The organism is uncultured Methylobacterium sp. (assembly GCF_964242245.1).
GTDB lineage: Bacteria > Pseudomonadota > Alphaproteobacteria > Rhizobiales > Beijerinckiaceae > Methylobacterium.
In genome coordinates, this window is record NZ_CAXTBY010000014.1 from 1 (window position 1) to 15870 (window position 15870).

Annotated in this window: 16 protein-coding genes; 9 read left to right on the forward strand and 7 right to left on the reverse strand. The window is 73.5% G+C overall.

Annotation, left to right across the window (positions count from 1 at the left end):
- On the forward strand, positions 1-597 hold a 597-nt coding region (locus ACFE8Y_RS05520), incomplete at its 5' end, for a ribonuclease HII (protein WP_375463392.1).
- 6 nt (positions 598-603) lie between these two features.
- Here ACFE8Y_RS05520 and ACFE8Y_RS05525 read toward each other — a convergent pair.
- Positions 604-1689, reverse strand: coding sequence for a PA0069 family radical SAM protein (locus tag ACFE8Y_RS05525; RefSeq protein WP_375463393.1), 1086 nt, complete (start codon positions 1687-1689; stop codon positions 604-606).
- Positions 1690-1900: 211 nt separating this feature from the next.
- Here ACFE8Y_RS05525 and ACFE8Y_RS05530 point away from each other — a divergent pair, with 211 nt between their 5' ends.
- The gene (locus ACFE8Y_RS05530) at positions 1901-2422 is read left to right on the forward strand and encodes a hypothetical protein (RefSeq protein WP_375463394.1); all 522 of its coding nucleotides are present in this window, start codon (positions 1901-1903) and stop codon (positions 2420-2422) included.
- A gap of 3 nt (positions 2423-2425) precedes the next feature.
- Here the strand turns inward: ACFE8Y_RS05530 and moaB are convergent, their stop codons facing one another.
- The gene (gene moaB, locus ACFE8Y_RS05535) at positions 2426-2983 is read right to left on the reverse strand and encodes a molybdenum cofactor biosynthesis protein B (protein ID WP_375463395.1); all 558 of its coding nucleotides are present in this window, start codon (positions 2981-2983) and stop codon (positions 2426-2428) included.
- Positions 2984-3118: 135 nt separating this feature from the next.
- Here moaB and selD point away from each other — a divergent pair, with 135 nt between their 5' ends.
- The 5 genes from selD to ACFE8Y_RS05560 all read left to right on the forward strand — a co-directional run bounded on the left by selD (position 3119) and on the right by ACFE8Y_RS05560 (position 10179).
- Positions 3119-4168 carry a selenide, water dikinase SelD gene (gene selD / locus ACFE8Y_RS05540; RefSeq protein WP_375463396.1) on the forward strand — a complete coding sequence of 350 codons (1050 nt, stop codon included), beginning with the start codon at positions 3119-3121 and terminating at the stop codon, positions 4166-4168.
- Between the two features lie 67 nt (positions 4169-4235).
- On the forward strand, positions 4236-6263 hold the full coding sequence (locus ACFE8Y_RS05545; RefSeq protein WP_375463397.1) for a glycosyltransferase: 2028 nt from the start codon (positions 4236-4238) through the stop codon (positions 6261-6263).
- Positions 6260-7360 (forward strand): glycosyltransferase, encoded by a 1101-nt coding sequence (locus tag ACFE8Y_RS05550; RefSeq protein ID WP_375463398.1) that lies wholly within the window; start codon positions 6260-6262, stop codon positions 7358-7360. The genes ACFE8Y_RS05545 and ACFE8Y_RS05550 overlap by 4 nt, the downstream gene beginning before the upstream one ends.
- A gap of 373 nt (positions 7361-7733) precedes the next feature.
- Complete coding sequence (locus tag ACFE8Y_RS05555) at positions 7734-9218, forward strand: GumC family protein (RefSeq protein WP_375463399.1); 1485 nt, start codon at positions 7734-7736, stop codon at positions 9216-9218.
- Positions 9211-10179 carry a WecB/TagA/CpsF family glycosyltransferase gene (locus ACFE8Y_RS05560; protein ID WP_375463400.1) on the forward strand — a complete coding sequence of 323 codons (969 nt, stop codon included), beginning with the start codon at positions 9211-9213 and terminating at the stop codon, positions 10177-10179. Before ACFE8Y_RS05555 ends, ACFE8Y_RS05560 begins: the two co-directional genes overlap by 8 nt.
- A 13-nt stretch (positions 10180-10192) precedes the next feature.
- Here ACFE8Y_RS05560 and ACFE8Y_RS05565 read toward each other — a convergent pair whose 3' ends face one another.
- From ACFE8Y_RS05565 to ACFE8Y_RS05580, 4 genes are all read right to left on the reverse strand, one after another.
- Positions 10193-10765 (reverse strand): NUDIX domain-containing protein, encoded by a 573-nt coding sequence (locus ACFE8Y_RS05565; protein WP_375463401.1) that lies wholly within the window; start codon positions 10763-10765, stop codon positions 10193-10195.
- Positions 10766-10822: 57 nt separating this feature from the next.
- The gene (locus ACFE8Y_RS05570) at positions 10823-11104 is read right to left on the reverse strand and encodes a sulfurtransferase TusA family protein (RefSeq protein ID WP_375463402.1); all 282 of its coding nucleotides are present in this window, start codon (positions 11102-11104) and stop codon (positions 10823-10825) included.
- Positions 11105-11152: 48 nt separating this feature from the next.
- On the reverse strand, positions 11153-12523 hold the full coding sequence (locus tag ACFE8Y_RS05575; protein ID WP_375463403.1) for a glutamate--cysteine ligase: 1371 nt from the start codon (positions 12521-12523) through the stop codon (positions 11153-11155).
- A 214-nt stretch (positions 12524-12737) separates the two neighbouring features.
- Entirely contained in the window at positions 12738-13490 is a 753-nt protein-coding gene (locus ACFE8Y_RS05580; protein ID WP_375463404.1) for a 16S rRNA (uracil(1498)-N(3))-methyltransferase, read from the reverse strand.
- Between the two features lie 284 nt (positions 13491-13774).
- On the opposite strand from ACFE8Y_RS05580, the gene ACFE8Y_RS05585 reads away from it, so the two are divergent.
- Both ACFE8Y_RS05585 and ubiA read left to right on the forward strand, forming a co-directional pair.
- Positions 13775-14239 (forward strand): hypothetical protein, encoded by a 465-nt coding sequence (locus tag ACFE8Y_RS05585; RefSeq protein WP_375463405.1) that lies wholly within the window; start codon positions 13775-13777, stop codon positions 14237-14239.
- A gap of 28 nt (positions 14240-14267) precedes the next feature.
- The gene (ubiA, locus tag ACFE8Y_RS05590) at positions 14268-15242 is read left to right on the forward strand and encodes a 4-hydroxybenzoate octaprenyltransferase (RefSeq protein WP_375463406.1); all 975 of its coding nucleotides are present in this window, start codon (positions 14268-14270) and stop codon (positions 15240-15242) included.
- A gap of 11 nt (positions 15243-15253) precedes the next feature.
- On the opposite strand, the gene ACFE8Y_RS05595 is transcribed toward ubiA, so the two are convergent.
- Positions 15254-15757: a DUF6101 family protein gene (locus ACFE8Y_RS05595; RefSeq protein ID WP_375463407.1), complete on the reverse strand. Its 504-nt coding sequence runs from the start codon at positions 15755-15757 to the stop codon at positions 15254-15256.
- Positions 15758-15870 lie beyond the last annotated feature (113 nt).

Here is a 15870-nt window from a genome sequence, read left to right on the forward strand (position 1 = left end):
TTCGACCCGACCCGTGCCGCCGATTATCCCGCCCTCATCGGCTGCGACGAGGTCGGGCGCGGCGCGCTCTGCGGGCCGGTCGTCGTCGCCGCGGTCTGGTTCGATCCGGCGACGCTGCCCCCGGACCTGCTCGGTCGCCTCGACGACAGCAAGCGCCTCAGGCCGCCGCTGCGCGAGGCGCTGACGCCGCTGATCCGCACCCATGCCCACGTCGCGGTGGCGGCGGGGGCGCGGGCGCTGATCGACCGGGTCAACGTCCGCGTCGCGACGCTGGACGCCATGCGCCGAGCGGTGCTGCGGCTGGCCTTGGACGCGACCGTGCTCGTCGACGGGCGCGATGCCGTGCCAGGGCTGTCGCAGCCGTGCCGCGCCGTGATCGGCGGCGACCGGCTGGTGCCGCAGATCGCCGCCGCCTCCATCGTCGCCAAGACGTTCCGCGACCGGCTGATGCGGGTGCTGGCGCTGCGCCATCCGGGTTACGGCTGGGAGCACAACGTCGGCTACGGCACGGCCGTGCACGTGGCCGGCCTCGCCGCCCGCGGCCGCAGCCCGCACCACCGCCTGAGCTTCACCCGCGCCTATCCGGTGGCTGAGTAGGCGGCCTCACAGCAGGGCGAGCTGCCCGCCCGGCTTGGTGAAGGCGGACGCGTCGAGCGTCACCCGCGCGCGGGCGTAGCCGAGGCGGGCCTTGGCCAGCCGCATGCGCGTCGCGATCAGCTCGGCGTAGGCGCCCGTGCCGGTCATGCGCCGGCCGAAGGCCGCGTCGTACTCCCGGCCGCCGCGCGCCTGCGCGACGAGGGAGAAGACGTGGCGCTGCCGGCCCGGGTAGTGCGCCGCGAACCAGTCGGCCACCAGATCCTTCACCTCGTGCGGCAGGCGCAGCAGCACGTGGCCCGCCTCCCCCGCGCCGCAGGCGCGAGCCTCGCCGAGGATCGCCTCGATCTCGTGGTCGTTCAGCGACGGGATGATCGGCGCCACGATCACCATCACCGGCACGCCGGCCGCGCTGAGCTGCCGGATCGCCTCCAGGCGCTTCTGCGGATGCGGCGCCCGGGGCTCCATGCGGCGGGCCAGGACCGGGTCCAGCGTCGTCACCGAGACCGCGACCTTGACGAGGTTGCGCGCCGCCATCGGCGCCAGGATGTCGAGGTCGCGGGTCACGAGGTTCGATTTCGTCACGATCCCGACGGGATGGCGATGGCGCGCCAGGACCTTCAGCACCGCGCGGGTGATGCGGTGTTCGCGCTCGATCGGCTGGTACGGGTCGGTGGCGGTGCCGAGCGCGATGGTCCGCGCCGCGTAGCCGGGCGCCGCCAGCTCGCGTTCGAGGAGGCGCGCGGCGTCGGGCTTGGCAGATAGCTTCGTCTCGAAGTCGAGGCCCGGCGAGAGGCCGGCATAGGCGTGGTTGGGCCGCGCGAAGCAGTAGACGCAGCCGTGCTCGCACCCGCGGTACGGGTTGATCGAGCGGTCGAACGGGATGTCGGGCGAGGTATTGCGGGTGATGATGCTGCGGGCCCGCTCCACCGTCACCTCGGTCCGCTGCACCGGAGCCGGCTCGTCCCGCGGCCAGCCGTCGTCGAGGATCTCGCGGCGGGTGGCCTCGAAGCGCCCGTCCGGATTGGCGGTGGCGCCGCGACCGCGCACGGAACCCGGAGCGGCCGTGCTCGCGGCAAGCCGCCGGGACGGCATCGATTCGGGATCGCGAAGGATGCGGGACTTCGGCATTGCGTCGGCGGCGCCAAGCGTCGAGGGTTTTCACGTGGAACATATCAGGAACAAACGCAGCGTGATACGCCTCGATTTTAGGCAGGCCCGGCTTCGTTGTGGCCGGGCGGCAACGTCCCGCCGTCTCCGTTGCGGCGCAGTGTTTTCGCCCCGCAAAAATACGTTATGCGCGGCCATGATCTCCGCCCTGGTCTTCATCGCCGACCCGCGCGATGCCGACGCGATCGACTGTCTCGCCGATTCCCTCGGCACCCTCGTCGCGGGCGTCGCGGCCGGGCTCGTCGGCGACGCCGTGATCGTCGCCGGCGGTCCGAGCGATGCCGTCGAGACCATCGCCGACGCGACCGGCGCGGCCCTCGTCGTCCTGCGGCGCGGCGCGAACCCGTGGGCCGCGGGCGCGGCGGCGGCGCGCCGCGACTGGGTGCTGTGCCTGGAGGCGGGCGACGTTCCCGGCGAGGGTTGGGTCCGCACCCTCGACCGCTTCGTCGGCACCGCGCGCGCGGAGACGCGGCTCGGGCGCCTGCGCCGGCCCCACGCCGGGCTGGCGCTCCGCATCCTCGTCCGCTGCGAGGCGGTGATCGGCGCCCGGCGCGCGCGGGCGGGCGATCTGGTGCGCTGCGACCGGCTGACGGCCGACGGCGTCTTCTCGCCCCGGCTGCGGCCGCGCCGGCTCATCGCCCGCATCGACCGGGCGTGACGCTCACGCCGTGGCGAAGGCGCCGCGCCGCAGGTGCTCGTCCAGCCGCGGCATGATCTCCACGAAGTTGCAGGGGCGGTGCCGGTAGTCGAGCTGCTGCGCCAGGATGCCGTCCCAGGCGTCGCGGCAGGCGCTGGGCGATCCCGGCAGCACGAAGATGTAGGTCGCGTGCGCCACGCCCGCGGTCGCGCGCGACTGCAGCGTCGAGGTGCCGATCTTGTCGTAGGAGATGCGGTGGAAGACCGCGGAGAACCCGTCCATGCGCTTCTCGAACAGCGGCTCCAGCGCCTCCGGCGTCACGTCGCGGCCGGTGAAGCCGGTGCCGCCGGTGGTGACGACCACGTCGATCCCCGGATCGCGCGTCCAGGTCTCGACCTGCCCGCGGATCAGCGCGGCCTCGTCCGGAACGATGGTGCGGGCGGCCAGCCGGTGGCCGGCCCCCGTGAGCCGCTCCGCGAGGGTGTCGCCGGAGCGGTCGTCCCCGGGCCGGCGCGTGTCCGAGACGGTCAGCACCGCGATCGAGAGGGGTACGAAGCTGCGGGCGGTCTGGCCTTCGGACATGGGTCTGCCTCCTCTGTCCCGGGGCATATGGGTCGGGCCGGAGGTGATGTCCCGCGCCCCGGCAGGCAGGCCGACGCCGATCTGCTATACCGAACGGACGTGATCCGGCCTCCGGTCGACGAAGCGTGGTGCCGCATGGATGATCGTCCCGTCCGCCTGACCAGCCTCGCCCACGGCGGCGGCTGCGGCTGCAAGCTCGATCCGGCGACCCTGCGGACGCTGCTCGCCGACCAGCCGGTTGCCGGCCCGTTCGAGCGGCTGCTCGTCGGCAACGAGACCGCGGACGATGCCGCGGTCTGGGCGCTCGACGACGGCACCTGCGTCATCGCCACCACCGACTTCTTCACGCCGATGGTGGACGATCCGCACGATTTCGGCCGGATCGCGGCCACCAACGCGATCTCCGACGTCTACGCCATGGGCGGGCGGCCGATCATGGCGCTCGCCATCCTCGGCATGCCGGTCGGGAAAATCGCTCCCGAGGTGGTGGCGCAGATCCTGAAGGGCGGGGCCGCCACCTGCGCCGAGGCCGGCATCCCGATTGCGGGGGGCCACTCCATCGACACCCCGGAGCCGATCTACGGGCTCGCTGTCATCGGCACCTGCCGCCGCGAGGACGTGCGCCGCAACGCCGACGCCCGGGTCGGCGACGCCCTGATCCTAACGAAGCCCCTCGGCGTCGGGGTCTACGCCGCCGCGATCAAGCGCGCGGCGCTGCCGCCGGGCGGCTACGACGCCTTCCTCGCCACCACCACCCTGCTGAACCGGATCGGCCCGGAGTTGGCCGCCGATCCGGCGGTGCACGCGCTCACCGACGTCACCGGCTTCGGCCTGCTCGGGCACGGCCTGGAATTCGCCCGCGGCGCGGGCTGCCGCCTCGTCATCGACTGGCCCGCCGTGCCGCTGCTGCCGAGCGCGGAGCCGCTTGCCAGGGACGGCTTCGTCACCGGCGCCTCGCACCGCAACTGGACCGCGTTCGGGGCCGAGGTCGTGCTCAGGGAGGGCTTTCCCGATTGGTCCCGCCACCTGCTGACCGACCCGCAGACCTCCGGCGGCCTCCTCGTCGCCTGCGCCGCCCCGCGTGCGGAGGCGATCCGCGACCGCATCCGCGCGGCCGGGTACCCGGCTGCCGCGATCGTCGGGCGGGTGGAGGCGGGGGCTGCCGGAATCCGCGTGGACGGCTGAGGAACGCGTTCTTCATCACGGCCTGCGACGGTGCGCCGCCGCGATGCGTCGCGCGAAGCCGCCCGGGATGCCCTTGAACGACGCCCTCGATCCCGACCCGGCGCTTGCGCACGGCCTCGCGGGATGGCCCTTCGGCCGCGCCGCGCCGGGCCCCGCCCGCCCTGCCCTGCTGCCGGACGGACGCGCCTGGCCGCGCCTGCGCGTGCTGACGGCGGCCTCCGGCGACGAGCCGCGGCTGGCCGCCGGCATCGCGTCCGTCGCCCGCCAGGGCTTCGTGCAGTGCCGCCACGATGTCGTGGCGCCGGGCGCAGGGTGCGACGCCGCGCTGACGGCGATCCTCGCGGACGCGTCCGTCGATTACCTCCTCGTGCTCCGGGCCGGCGACCTCCTGGCACCCGGGGCGCTGACCGCCCTGTGCCTCGACGCCGTGCTCACGGGCGCCGCCGCGGTCGCGGGCCTGCGCGTCCTGTTCGGCGACGCGGTGGCCGGCCTCGACGTGCCGGCGGCGCGCGGCGTCGAGCCCGAGACCGGCATCCCGTTCACCGGCGGCGAGATACTCTGGGCGCGGGGGCCGCTCGCGGCGCTCGGCCGCCTCGATCCCGCCGATCCGCGCGGCCCCGCCCGCGCCTGGGCGGCCCTGGCGGAGACCGGGGCCGGCGTCTCGCGCATCGGCCGGCCGGTGCTGCTCCAGCACGCCGCCGCCAGCATCGACGCCCCGGCGCCGCGCCTCTCCGTCGCCTCCCTCACCGGCACCGGCCATGCCGGCGGAGCGGGCATCGCCCATCGTCGCCTCGGCGAGGCGCTGGCGCTGTCCGGCCACCGCGTCACCGACCTCCGGCTGTCGGATGAGTCACCCCCGGCCGCCGCCGAGTGGACCGACGCCTTCCCGGCGACGGAGGCGGCGATCCTGGCGGGCGGACACGACCTCGTGCTCGCGGGCAACCTGCACGGAGCGACGCGCAGCCTCGATCTCGTCGGACGCCTCGCGGGGCGCCTGCCGGTGGCCCTGGTGCTCCACGACCTGTTCCCGCTGACCGGGCGCTGCGCTCATCCGCGCGACTGCCCCCGCATCGCCGACGCCGGGTGCGACGCCGCCTGCCCGACCCCCGACGAGTATCCGCAACTGGCGCCCGCGCGAATCGCCGGCACGCGGGCCGGCAAGCGTACGGTCCTCGGGGCGGAGCGGGGACCCCTCCTGCTCGCGAACTCGGAATGGACCGCCGCGCGGGCCGGCGCGCTCGCGCCGCCGGGCGCGAGCGTCGCCCGCATCGCCCTCGCCTTCCCCACGGGCGTGTTCCGGCCGGGCGACCGCCGGGCGCTGCGCCGGGACCTCGGGCTGCCGGAGGACGACCTGCTCATCCTCGTCTCGGCGGTGGTGATCGACGGCCCGGACAAGAACGTGGGCGACCTCGCAGGGGCCCTGCGGCGCGTCGCGGGGCCGGGCGTCGGCTTCGTGGCGGTCGGGCGCCTGGACGATCCCGGCCGGCTCGCCCTGCCGAACCTGTTCGCGCCGGGCCTCGTGGCGGACGAGGCCCGGCTCGCCGCGTGGTACGGCACCTGCGACCTCCACGTCACCGCGAGCCGCCTGGAGACGCTCGGCCAGACCCCGATCGAGGCGGGCCTGTGCGGCACGCCGACGCTCGCCTACCGCACCGCGGGGCTCACCACCTCGGTCATCGACGGCGTCTCCGGACGCCTCGTCCCGGTCGAGCCCGGGGCGCTCGCAGCCGCGCTCGAAGGCCTCGTTGCCGACCGGGCGGCGCTCGTCCGCCTCGGCGCCTTCGCCCGGATCGCCCTGGAGAGCCGCTTCAGCCCGGCCGCGTCCGCGATGTCGATGCACGCGATCCTGCGCGCCCGCGGCCTCGTGCCGGACGGCGCGGAACGCCTCGCCTTCGCCCCGTCGATGCTCGGCCACTTCCCCTTCGCCGAGGCTCCGCTGCCCGGTGCCGCCGGCCTCGTCGAGGCGCCGGGCGGCGGGCTCGTCCGGGGCTTGCGGCGTGCCAAGCAGCGCCTGCTCGGTCGCAGGCTCCCGCTCTGGGTGCGGCGCGGGCTGTACCTCGCATCCCGGGCGCGCTCGATCGGGCGGGCGCGGTGACGGCCCGGCGGATCTACCTCGATCAGACCCACGTCCGCGGCCACGTCACCGGCATCGAGCGGGTCGCCCTCGACCTGTTCTCGCCGGACGTTCTCGGCGACCGGGACGTGCGCGCCGTGCGCAGCGCCGGCATCGCGGGGATGATCGTCGCGCAGCAGGTCGGATTGCCGTGGCGGGCCGTTCGGGACCGGGACGCGCAGTTCCTCATGCCCGGCTTCCCGCCGGGCCCGCTGTTCGCGCCGATGCGGGCGCGCTGCACCCTCTACGTCTATGACACCTTCCTGCTGACCCGGCCGCAGGACCTCAACTGGAAGAGCCGGCTCTACATGGTGCCGGGCTTCCGCCTCGCGATGCGCTGGGGCCGGCGCTTCCTGGCGATCTCCCGCACCACCGGCGAGGCGCTGCGCCGGGTCTGCGCCGCGGACGCGATGGTCGCCCTGCTCCGGCCCGCGGTGCGGGACGTGTTCGGCCTGGCAGGCCTGCCCGGCCCTGCCGCCTGCCGGCCGGGCGAGCCGCTGCGGATGCTGGCGATCGGCACGATCGAGCCGCGCAAGGGCTACGCGGCCTCCGTCGAACTCGCCGCCGCCCTGATCCGGGCCGGCGTGCCGGCCGAGTTGCACATCGTCGGGCGCGTCGGCTGGGGCCGGCACGCCTTCCTCGACGACCCGCCGCCGTTCCTCACCTGCCACGGCTACGTCGACGACGCGGCCCTGCGCTCCCTCGCCGCCCGCTCGCACCTGCTGCTCTCGACGTCGCGAGCGGAAGGGCTCGGCCTGCCGCTGCTGGAGATCCAGCACGGCGGCCTGCCGGTCGTCGCGCCGCAGGGCGCGGTGTTCCGCGAGGTGCTGGGCGAGAGCGGGCTCCTCATCCGGCCGGACGATCCCGCCCGCGCCGCCGCGGACGTGGCGGACTGGCTTCGATCGGGCCGGTACGGCGCAAGCGCGGCCGCCGCCCGGGGAAACGTCGCGCGCTGGAACGGCCTTGCCGAACGCGATGCCGAATACTTCCGGGCCTACCTCGATCACGGCCCCTCGGCCTACGGTCCGGAGCATCTCATCCCGGTGCCGTCCCTCGCTTCCAAGACCAGCAGCCCTTGATGCTGACGCCTCAAGGGCGACCCGCCGCACGAGCGGCGACGCGCCTTCGCGCTCGCCAACGGCCAACGGAAGGAAGGGTCAAGCGTTCGGGCCGTTGGTATAAGTCGTGATGCAGACTACGTATTGAGTTGCGAGCGATCAGCCCGTTAATCATGCTCGACATCACCGGGCGGTGTCTTCGTCTTTGCACTGGTTTCTGATCTGTTACGGAAGACGAACCTCGGGCGACAGGCTTAATTCTTCGGTGCGAGGATTGCGCAATCTCGATCGTGCACCGTCGTCGCACCCCGTTTCCGTATCGGAACGGGACGGACCCGCTCCGCAACGGGACAGGTCCGGCGAAGCGGTGGGCAGGGCGAGGGGACAGAGGCCGATGTTCGATTTCTCGACACCCGTGCGCGGTGAACCGGTGGACGTGACGCTGCCGCGCGCCGCGTCCGAGCGGGCCGATCCCCGAACCGTCCTGCGCCGCCTCTGGCACGGGGCCGGCTTCCTCGTCCTCGGCGCCCTGTTCATGGTCGCGGCCGCCATCGCCGGGCTCGGCCTGCTGACGCCGGTCTACACCTCCGGCATCCAGGTCCTGATCGATCCTTCCGACCTCAGGGTGGTCGACAACGACGTCAGCGCCCGCACGCCGCAGGCCGACAGCGGCGTGTCGCTCGCCGAGAGCCAGACCAAGGTGATCCAGTCCGACAACGTCCTGCGCCGCGTCGTGGAGAAGCTCCGCCTCGACCGCGACGACGAGTTCGCCAAGCCCGATTCCGACAACCCGACCGTGGTCTGGCTCAGGACGGCGCTGGGCATGCTCCCGCCCGCCGCCAGCCGCGACCCGGTCAACGTCGCCCTCGACACCCTGCAGACCAAGCTGACCGTGCGCCGGGCCGAGCGGACCTTCGTCATCGACGTGCTGATGCAGTCGCGCGATCCCGAGAAGGCGGCGCGGATCGCCAACGCCATCGGCGACGCCTACTTCGCGGAGGAGGCCGGGGCCCGCACGGAGGCCGCGCGCCGCGCCTCCGACGCCCTGAACGGCCGCCTGTCGAGCCTGCGCCGCGACGTCGAGCAGGCCGAGGGCAAGGTGGTCAAGTACCGCGAGGACAACAACCTCGTGGCCGCGAGCGGCCGGCTCCTCACCGACCAGCAGCTCGGCGACCTGAACCAGCAGCTCGTCACCGCGCAGATCAAGACGGCGGAAGCCCGCTCGCGGCTCGATCAGGCGCGGAAGATGAAGGCGGGTGATGCCAGCACGGCGCTGCCCGAGATGCTGCAATCCCTCGAGATGCAGGCGCTCCGGCAGCAGTACGCGACGCTGTCGCGCAACACCGCCGAGCTCGCCACGCGGCTGGGCGAGCGCCACCCGGCGATGGCCGAGCAGTACGCGCAGCAGCGCGACCTTCAGCGGCTGATCCAGCGCGAGAAGGAGCGGATCATCGAGACGACGCAGAAGGACCACGACCGCGCGGCCGCGAGCGAGGCCGCGATCCGCAAGAGCCTCGACCGCGCCAAGTCCGAGACCGTCACGAGCGACCGGGCCAACGTGGGCCTGCGCGAACTGGAGCGGACACTGGAATCGCGCCGCGGGGTCTACGAGGTCTACCTGCGCCGGTCGCGCGAGGCGAGCGAGCAGGAGCGCCTGAACAGCATCAACGTCCGGATCATCTCTCCAGCCATCCCCGCGCGCGTCCGGACGTGGCCACCCTCGCCGAAGGTGGTGCTGCCGATCGCGCTGCTGGTCGGGATCGCGCTGGGCGGCGTGATCGCCCTGTGCCTCGGGGCCGCCCGGGACCGCCGGAACGGACGATCCGGCGGCCGCCCCGCCCTGTCGGGCTCGCGCAGCTTCCGGGCGGCCGATGCTTGAGACGCCGGGACCGCTGCGTCCGGACGGCACCGGACGGGAGCCGCTGCGCGAGCCGTGTCCGGCGCAGCGCTCCGCGGCAGCCCACCCGCGTCAGATTCCGGAGACGGAACGGGGCCTCCTCGGAGACTCCGGCGACGCGGCGTTCCTCCGGCCCGTCGGGCGCACGCCTCCCGGGCGATCGGACGGCGCCCGCGGGACCGGCTCCGCCCGGCCCGTGCGGATGTTCGGCCAAGCCTTCGCCGCCGGGCCCGCCTTCCGTATCCTCGCGGCCGCCGCCGCCCGACCCAAGACCGGGCCGCGCCTCGTCGTCACGGCCAACGTCGACCACATTGTGCTGCTGTCGCAGGACGCGGCCTTCCGGGCCGCCTATGCCGGAGCCGCGGCCCGGACCCTCGACGGCACGCCGCTGGTCTGGCTCGCCCGCCTGCGCGGCCATCCGGCCGTCCGGGTGACCGGGCACGATCTCCTCGCCAGCGCCTGCTTCGAGCGGCCGGCCGCCGGCCAGCGCATCTTCCTCGTCTGCGCCAGGGAGAACGTCGCGCAGGCGATGCGGCATCGTCTCGTCCAGTCCGGCGTCGGCCCCGGTTCGATCGCGACGTGCGTCCCGCCCTACGGGTTCGATCGCGACGCCGCGTATGGGCAGGCGCTGGCCGCCCGCATCCTCGCGCACGGCACGACGCTTCTGGTGATGGGGGTCGGCGCGCCGCGCTCGGAGATCTGGGTCGACCGGCAGGGTGCCGCGCTCGGCGCGCCGGTCGTGCTCGCCGTCGGGGATGCGCTCGGCGTCGCCGCCGGACTGGTTCCGCGGGCGCCGGTCCTGCTGCAGCGGGCGGGCCTCGAGTGGGCGTTCCGCTTCGCGCACGCGCCGCGCCGGCTGTTCCGGCGCTACTTCGTTCGATCGTGGCGCTTCCTCGGCCTCGCGGCGCGCGAGGTGTCCGACGGATCGTCGCGGATGCCGTGAGCGGCTGAGGCGGCTACGCCGGCCCGAAGAGGTCCGGGCGTCGCAGCCGCAGGGCGAGGACGAGGAGCAGCGTCTTCATGTCGGTGATCTCGCCCCGGTCGCTCTGGAGCGCGAGCGCGTCGAGGGCGACCTCGTGCACCGTGATCGCCTCGTTCTCCTCCGCGAGCCCGCCGCCGGCCCCGGACCTGTCGGTCGCCGTGAAGGGTGCCAGGAACATGTCCATCCGCTCCGTCGACACGCCGGGCGCGGTCCACGCGCTGACCACCGGCTCGAGCCGACCGAGCGCCACGCCGGTCTCCTCGTAGGCTTCGCGGCGCGCGCCCTCCTCCGGGTCTCCCTCGTCGAGGAGCCCGGCCGGCGTCTCCACGACCTCCGGCGGGCCGCCGGCGAAGAAGACGGGGGCCCGGAACTGCGACACGAGGAGGGCGACGCGGCGCTCGGGATCGTAGGGCAGGACCGAGACCGCGCGCCCGTGATCCTCGATCTCGCGCGTCAGCCGCGTTCCGTCCGGCATCGTCACCTCGGCGATGAGGTACCGGGCCCAGCCGTCATGAACGAGGCGCGTCCCGCGGATGATGGGTGCCATGCCTGTGGATCTTCCTGCGCGTGCGGCTGTCACCAACAGATCTAGTGGCGCGATCGTTCAGGAATGAGGCGGCTTCGCGGAGTCTCCGCGGCAGGCGTCGCCGCGGCGGATGGTGAAGCGGGTGGCGTCGCCCGCCCGCTCGATCGCTTCGAGGATGTCGCCCCCCTCGCGAACCAGGTTGGGGATGTCGATGGCCGCGAGCGGGTCCGTGCAGGTCACCCGCAACCGCGAGCCTGCCGCCATGGCGCGAAGCGCCCTGCGCGTGCGCAGGACCGGCAGGGGGCACTTGAGCCCGGCGAGATCGAGTTCGGCGAGGTCGGTCGGTGGCGCGTCGCGCATGCACACATCCCGGCGATGGACCGGGCCTCCCACCGGGATCGATGGACGCTATCGGAACGTGCAATCCGTGAAGGCCGGATCGACGGAACGGCGCCAGGGACCGTCGTAGTCCGCCAAGCGGTCCTCCGCGTGCGTGCGGCCGGCGGCGACGATCGCCTCCAGCGGCTGCAGGTGGAGCGTCTCGTCGCGCCCGTGCTCGTCGCGGCGCGCGCGCGCGACCAAGCCGGAACGGGCGATCGCGAGGGCTTCGGCGGCGACGCCCCCGAGGTTGCGTCCCGCGACGGAGGCCGCGAGCCCGAGGCGCGGGACGGTCGCGCGCAGGGCCTCGCGCTCGGTCCCGCCCCAGCCGGAGACGAGGTCCAGCGCCGCGTCGAGGGCGGCGTCGTCGTAGAGCAGTCCGACCCAGAACGCGGCCTGCGCCGCGATCATGCCGGCATCGCCCACGTCGGCGCCGCGCATCTCCAGAAACCGCTTGAGCCGCACCTCCGGGAACACGGTCGAGGCGTGGTTCGCCCAGTCGGAGACGGTGGCGTACGCGCCCGGCATCTGCGCGAGCTTGCCCGCCATGAGGTCGCGGAACGAGGCTCCGGAAACGTCGTGGTAGGTGTCCCCGCGCTTGACGAAGTACATCGGCACGTCGAGCAGCCAGTCGACGTAGGCTTCGTAGCCGAACCCGGGCTCGAAGGCGCCGGGCAGCATGCCGGTGCGGTCGGCGTCGGTGTCGCGCCAGATCTCGGAGCGGCGCGACAGGAAGCCGTTCGGCCGCCCGTCGGTGAAGGGCGAGTTGGCGAACAGAGCGGTCGCCACCGGCTGGAGCGCGAGCGAGGCGCGCATCTTGCGCGCCATGTCGGCCTCCGAGCTGAAGTCGAGGTTGACCTGCACGGTGGCGGTGCGCAGCATCATGTCGAGGCCGAGCGATCCGACCTTCGGCATGTAGCCCGCCATGATCCTGTAGCGGCTCTTGGGCATCACGGGCGTCTCACCCTGAGTCCATTTCGGGCTCATGCCGAGGTCGAGGAAGCCGATGCCGAGACCGTCCGCGACGCGCCGCGTCGCCGCGAGGTGCTCGGCCAGTTCGCGCGCCGTCGCGTGGACGTCGGGCAGCGGTGCCCCCGAGAGCTCGAACTGACCGCCCGGCTCGATCGAGATCGCACCGCCCTCGGGCGCCGTCAGGCCGATGACGTTGCCGACGTCCCAGATCGGCTCCCACCCGGTCTCGCGCGCCAAGCCGTCGAGGAGCGCCCGGATGCCCCGGTCGCCCGCGTAGGGCACCGGTTCGCAAGTCGCGGTGTGGAACGGGATCTTCTCGTGCTCCGTGCCGATCGCGAAGCGCGCGCGGGGCTTCTCGCCGGCCGCGAACCAGTCGATCAACGCGGCACGCGTGGTGAGCGGAGTCGTGTCGGACGTATCGCGCGCCATGCGCTGCCTCGCCATGGGAACAGGAGCGGGAGTGGGAAGCGCGTCGGCCGTTCTTGTCAGAGATCGATACGAGCGGGCCCCGTCGCCGGGAAGTCGTGTCCTTAATCTAGGGCGCAAGACTCGACAACGCGCACGGGACGACGGCGTCGCCGCGGTGCAACGGAGACCAAGCGTGCGCCGGTGCGGCGGTCGCGCCTGATGTGCGCGGGCGCCGTCAGCGCGCGTCCCCGAGAACCGCCTGGACCAGGGCGAGCACGGCGACCATGGCCGTGTCCGCCCGCAGGATGCGGGGACCGAGCGAGAGCGCCACGGTGTTCGGCCGGGCCCTGATCATCGCCCCTTCCTCGGGCGCGAAGCCCCCCTCCGGGCCGACGAGCACGGCGAGCGGCGGCGGATCGCTGCGGTCGGCCGCTCGACTGAGGGCGGCCACCGGATCGGCCACGGCCGCCGCCTCGTCGCAGAAGACCAGCAGGCGCCCGGGGGCGAGTTCGGCGAGCGCGGCCGGCAGGCGCACCGGCTCCGTCAGGTCCGGGACCGCGAGGATGCCGCACTGCTCGGCGGCCTCGATCATGTTGGCGCGCAGGCGATTCGCATTCAGCCGCTCGGACTGGGTGTGGCGCGTGAGCACCGGGCGGATCGTGCCCGCGCCCATCTCCACCGCCTTCTGGGCGAGGTAGTCGAGCCGGGCCGTCTTCAGCGGCGCGAACAGGTAGTGCAGGTCGGGGCGCGCGGTCTGCGGCCGGGTCTGCGCCGCGACCACGAGGTCGGCGCTCTTGCGCCCGGACGGAACGAGCTGCGCCCGCCACTCGCCGTCGCGGCCGTTGAACAGCAGGACCGGATCGTCGGGCTGGCGGCGCAGGACGTTGAGCAGGTAGTTCGCCTGCGCCCGGTCCAGGGCAAGCCGCGCGCCGGCACGAAGGTCGTCCGCGACGTGAAGCCGGGGCGCGGTGAAGTCGTAGGCCGCCATGCGGGTTCCGTCGCGCCCGGGGGCGGCGCTGTCAACGCGGATGCCGGACCCCACCGCGGTGCCGTTGCGGAAATGACACGGATGGGACTTTTCCGGTCGTTCCCCGCCCGAGACCGCACGGGCCCGTTTGCGGCTCGATTGACGCCACATTCCTGTGGCGAAGCGGGGTCAGGAAGACCGGGCAGCCCGATCCGCCGCGCGCGTCCCGCGACGCGGAGGCGCCGGTCGTTGCTGAGGGACGTCGCCGCGGCAACGCGGCGGGGGCGGATGAGGGAGTCGAGACCATGCGCTACAGGACCTACGGATTTGCCGCCGCGCTCCTTGCCGGCAGCGTCGTCGCCAGCACCGGCGCCTTCGCCCAGGCCGCCGAGTGCGGCGCGATCCAGACCACGCTTCAGGCCCGCAAGGATCTCGTCGCAAAGGCGAATTCGGCGTCGAATTCCAAGAAGAAGATGACGCCGCAAGAGGCGTGCGCGCTGTTCGGCAGGCTCCAGAGCAACGGCGCCGAGGGCATCAAGTGGATCACCGCCAACAAGGAGTGGTGCTCCATCCCCGATTCGTTCGCCCAGGGTTTCAAGGCCGATCACACCAAGGTCATCGGCATCCGCACCAAGATCTGCGGCATCGCGGCCCAGGCCGCGAAGATGCAGGCTCAGGCCCGCGTCCAGGCCGAGAACGGCGGCGGGGGCGGCCTGCTCGGCGGGCCCGGCCTGACCGGTTCGTTCAAGCTGCCGCAGGGCGCCCTCTGAGCGGCATGGCGCGCGCGTCCGAACCCGCGTGGGTGCCCGCGCGGCCCCCGGTGTGAGTGCCGGCGAGGCCGCACAATCCCGCGTCGCCGATGCCGTCGCCGGGCACTGGGTCGACCGGCTGGCGCCCCGGGCCGCGCGGCCCTACCTGAGGCTCGCGCGCATCGACCGGCCGATCGGCTGGTGGCTGCTGCTGCTGCCGTGCTGGTGGTCGGCGGCGCTCGCCGCGACCCACGCGGGCATGCCCTGGCCCGACCCGCGCCACCTGATCCTGTTCCTCGTCGGCGCGGTCGCGATGCGCGGCGCCGGCTCGACCTACAACGACATCGCCGACCGCGACCTCGACGCGCGGGTCGAGCGGACGCGGCTGCGCCCCCTCCCCTCGGGCCAGATCACCGCGCGGGCGGCGGCGGCCTTCCTCGCGGCGCAGGCGCTCGTCGGCTTCCTCGTCCTGGTGCAGTTCGACGGATTCGCGATCCTGGTCGGGCTGTGCTCCCTGGTGCCGGTGGCGATCTACCCGTTCATGAAGCGGGTGATGGCGATGCCGCAACTCGTGCTCGGCCTCGCCTTCGCCTGGGGTGCGCTGATGGGCTGGGCGGCGCTCCTCGACCAACTCGCGAGCCCGGCCCTCCTGCTCTACGCCGGCACGATCGCCTGGGTCGTCGGCTACGACACGATCTACGCGGTCCAGGACATCGAGGACGACGAGATCGCCGGGATTCGCTCCTCGGCCCGCCTGTTCGGCCCCCGCCTGAAGCCGGCCGTCGCCCTCTGCTACGGCGCCGCGGTGATCCTGATCGGTGCGGCCGCCCACGCGGCCGGTGCGGGCTGGCTCGGCTATCTCGGGCTCGCGGCCTTCGCCGGCCACCTCGGATGGCAGGTCCTGCGCGTCCAGGCGCGCGACGGCCACGGTGCGCTCACGCTGTTCCGTTCGAACCGCGGCGCCGGACTGGTCCTGTTCCTCGGGCTTGCCGCCGACACCATCCAGCAGGGCTGGGCGAGCTAGGTTTCGGTCGCTCAGGAGCGGGCGATGATCTCGTTCTCGCCCCGGTGGATCTGCGGGCGGGCCGGAAGGCGGCCGGTCTTGCGGCGCACGAGGAAGCGGGGACGACGCGCGCCGAGCGAGCCGTGGCGGCGCCGGATGCGGGTCTTGCCGAGCATCAGCCGGCCGACCTGGGCCGCCACCGTGGCGAGGAGGCCGTCCTCGCGCACGATCATCCGGGGCAATCCGGTCCTCGCCGCGAGGTCGCGCCACGTCGCCACCACGTCCTCCTCGCTGAACGGTCCGAGGCGGGACAGGACCGCGCCGTCGACATCGACCAGCAGCAGGGCGAAGCGATCCTCGCCGCAGGTCTCCGCGGCCTCCGTGGCGAAGGCCAACGCGATGCCCGCAGCCTTCGCCGCATGAACCTGCGTGCCGATCACCGGCAGTCTCGACGCCGCGAAGGAGAAGACCGCCATGGTCGCACCGTCGCTCCCAAGATGTCCGCCGTGCCGATCCAGGGTGTGGAACGTGTTCATCGGTCCGCCGTCCATCTGCAAGTGGCGAGCTTAGTGGATCGCCCGTTCTGACAAGCAGAATTGCGGTTGAACTCCCCCCATGCGCTTAAGAGTGAGCGTTAAGCGATCGTGGA

Excerpts from the sequence above, each read along its gene's own strand:
- ACFE8Y_RS05545 (WP_375463397.1), top strand. The coding sequence starts at position 4,236 with ATGCCCTTGAACGACGCCCTCGATCCCGACCCGGCGCTTGCGCACGGC.
- ACFE8Y_RS05525 (WP_375463393.1), bottom strand. The coding sequence starts at position 1,689 with ATGCCGTCCCGGCGGCTTGCCGCGAGCACGGCCGCTCCGGGTTCCGTG.
- ACFE8Y_RS05555 (WP_375463399.1), top strand. The coding sequence starts at position 7,734 with ATGTTCGATTTCTCGACACCCGTGCGCGGTGAACCGGTGGACGTGACG.
- ACFE8Y_RS05585 (WP_375463405.1), top strand. The coding sequence starts at position 13,775 with ATGCGCTACAGGACCTACGGATTTGCCGCCGCGCTCCTTGCCGGCAGC.
- ACFE8Y_RS05530 (WP_375463394.1), top strand. The coding sequence starts at position 1,901 with ATGATCTCCGCCCTGGTCTTCATCGCCGACCCGCGCGATGCCGACGCG.
- selD (WP_375463396.1), top strand. The coding sequence starts at position 3,119 with ATGGATGATCGTCCCGTCCGCCTGACCAGCCTCGCCCACGGCGGCGGC.
- ACFE8Y_RS05570 (WP_375463402.1), bottom strand. The coding sequence starts at position 11,104 with ATGCGCGACGCGCCACCGACCGACCTCGCCGAACTCGATCTCGCCGGG.
- ACFE8Y_RS05560 (WP_375463400.1), top strand. The coding sequence starts at position 9,211 with ATGCTTGAGACGCCGGGACCGCTGCGTCCGGACGGCACCGGACGGGAG.
- ACFE8Y_RS05595 (WP_375463407.1), bottom strand. The coding sequence starts at position 15,757 with ATGAACACGTTCCACACCCTGGATCGGCACGGCGGACATCTTGGGAGC.
- ACFE8Y_RS05565 (WP_375463401.1), bottom strand. The coding sequence starts at position 10,765 with ATGGCACCCATCATCCGCGGGACGCGCCTCGTTCATGACGGCTGGGCC.
- moaB (WP_375463395.1), bottom strand. The coding sequence starts at position 2,983 with ATGTCCGAAGGCCAGACCGCCCGCAGCTTCGTACCCCTCTCGATCGCG.
- ACFE8Y_RS05580 (WP_375463404.1), bottom strand. The coding sequence starts at position 13,490 with ATGGCGGCCTACGACTTCACCGCGCCCCGGCTTCACGTCGCGGACGAC.
- ACFE8Y_RS05575 (WP_375463403.1), bottom strand. The coding sequence starts at position 12,523 with ATGGCGCGCGATACGTCCGACACGACTCCGCTCACCACGCGTGCCGCG.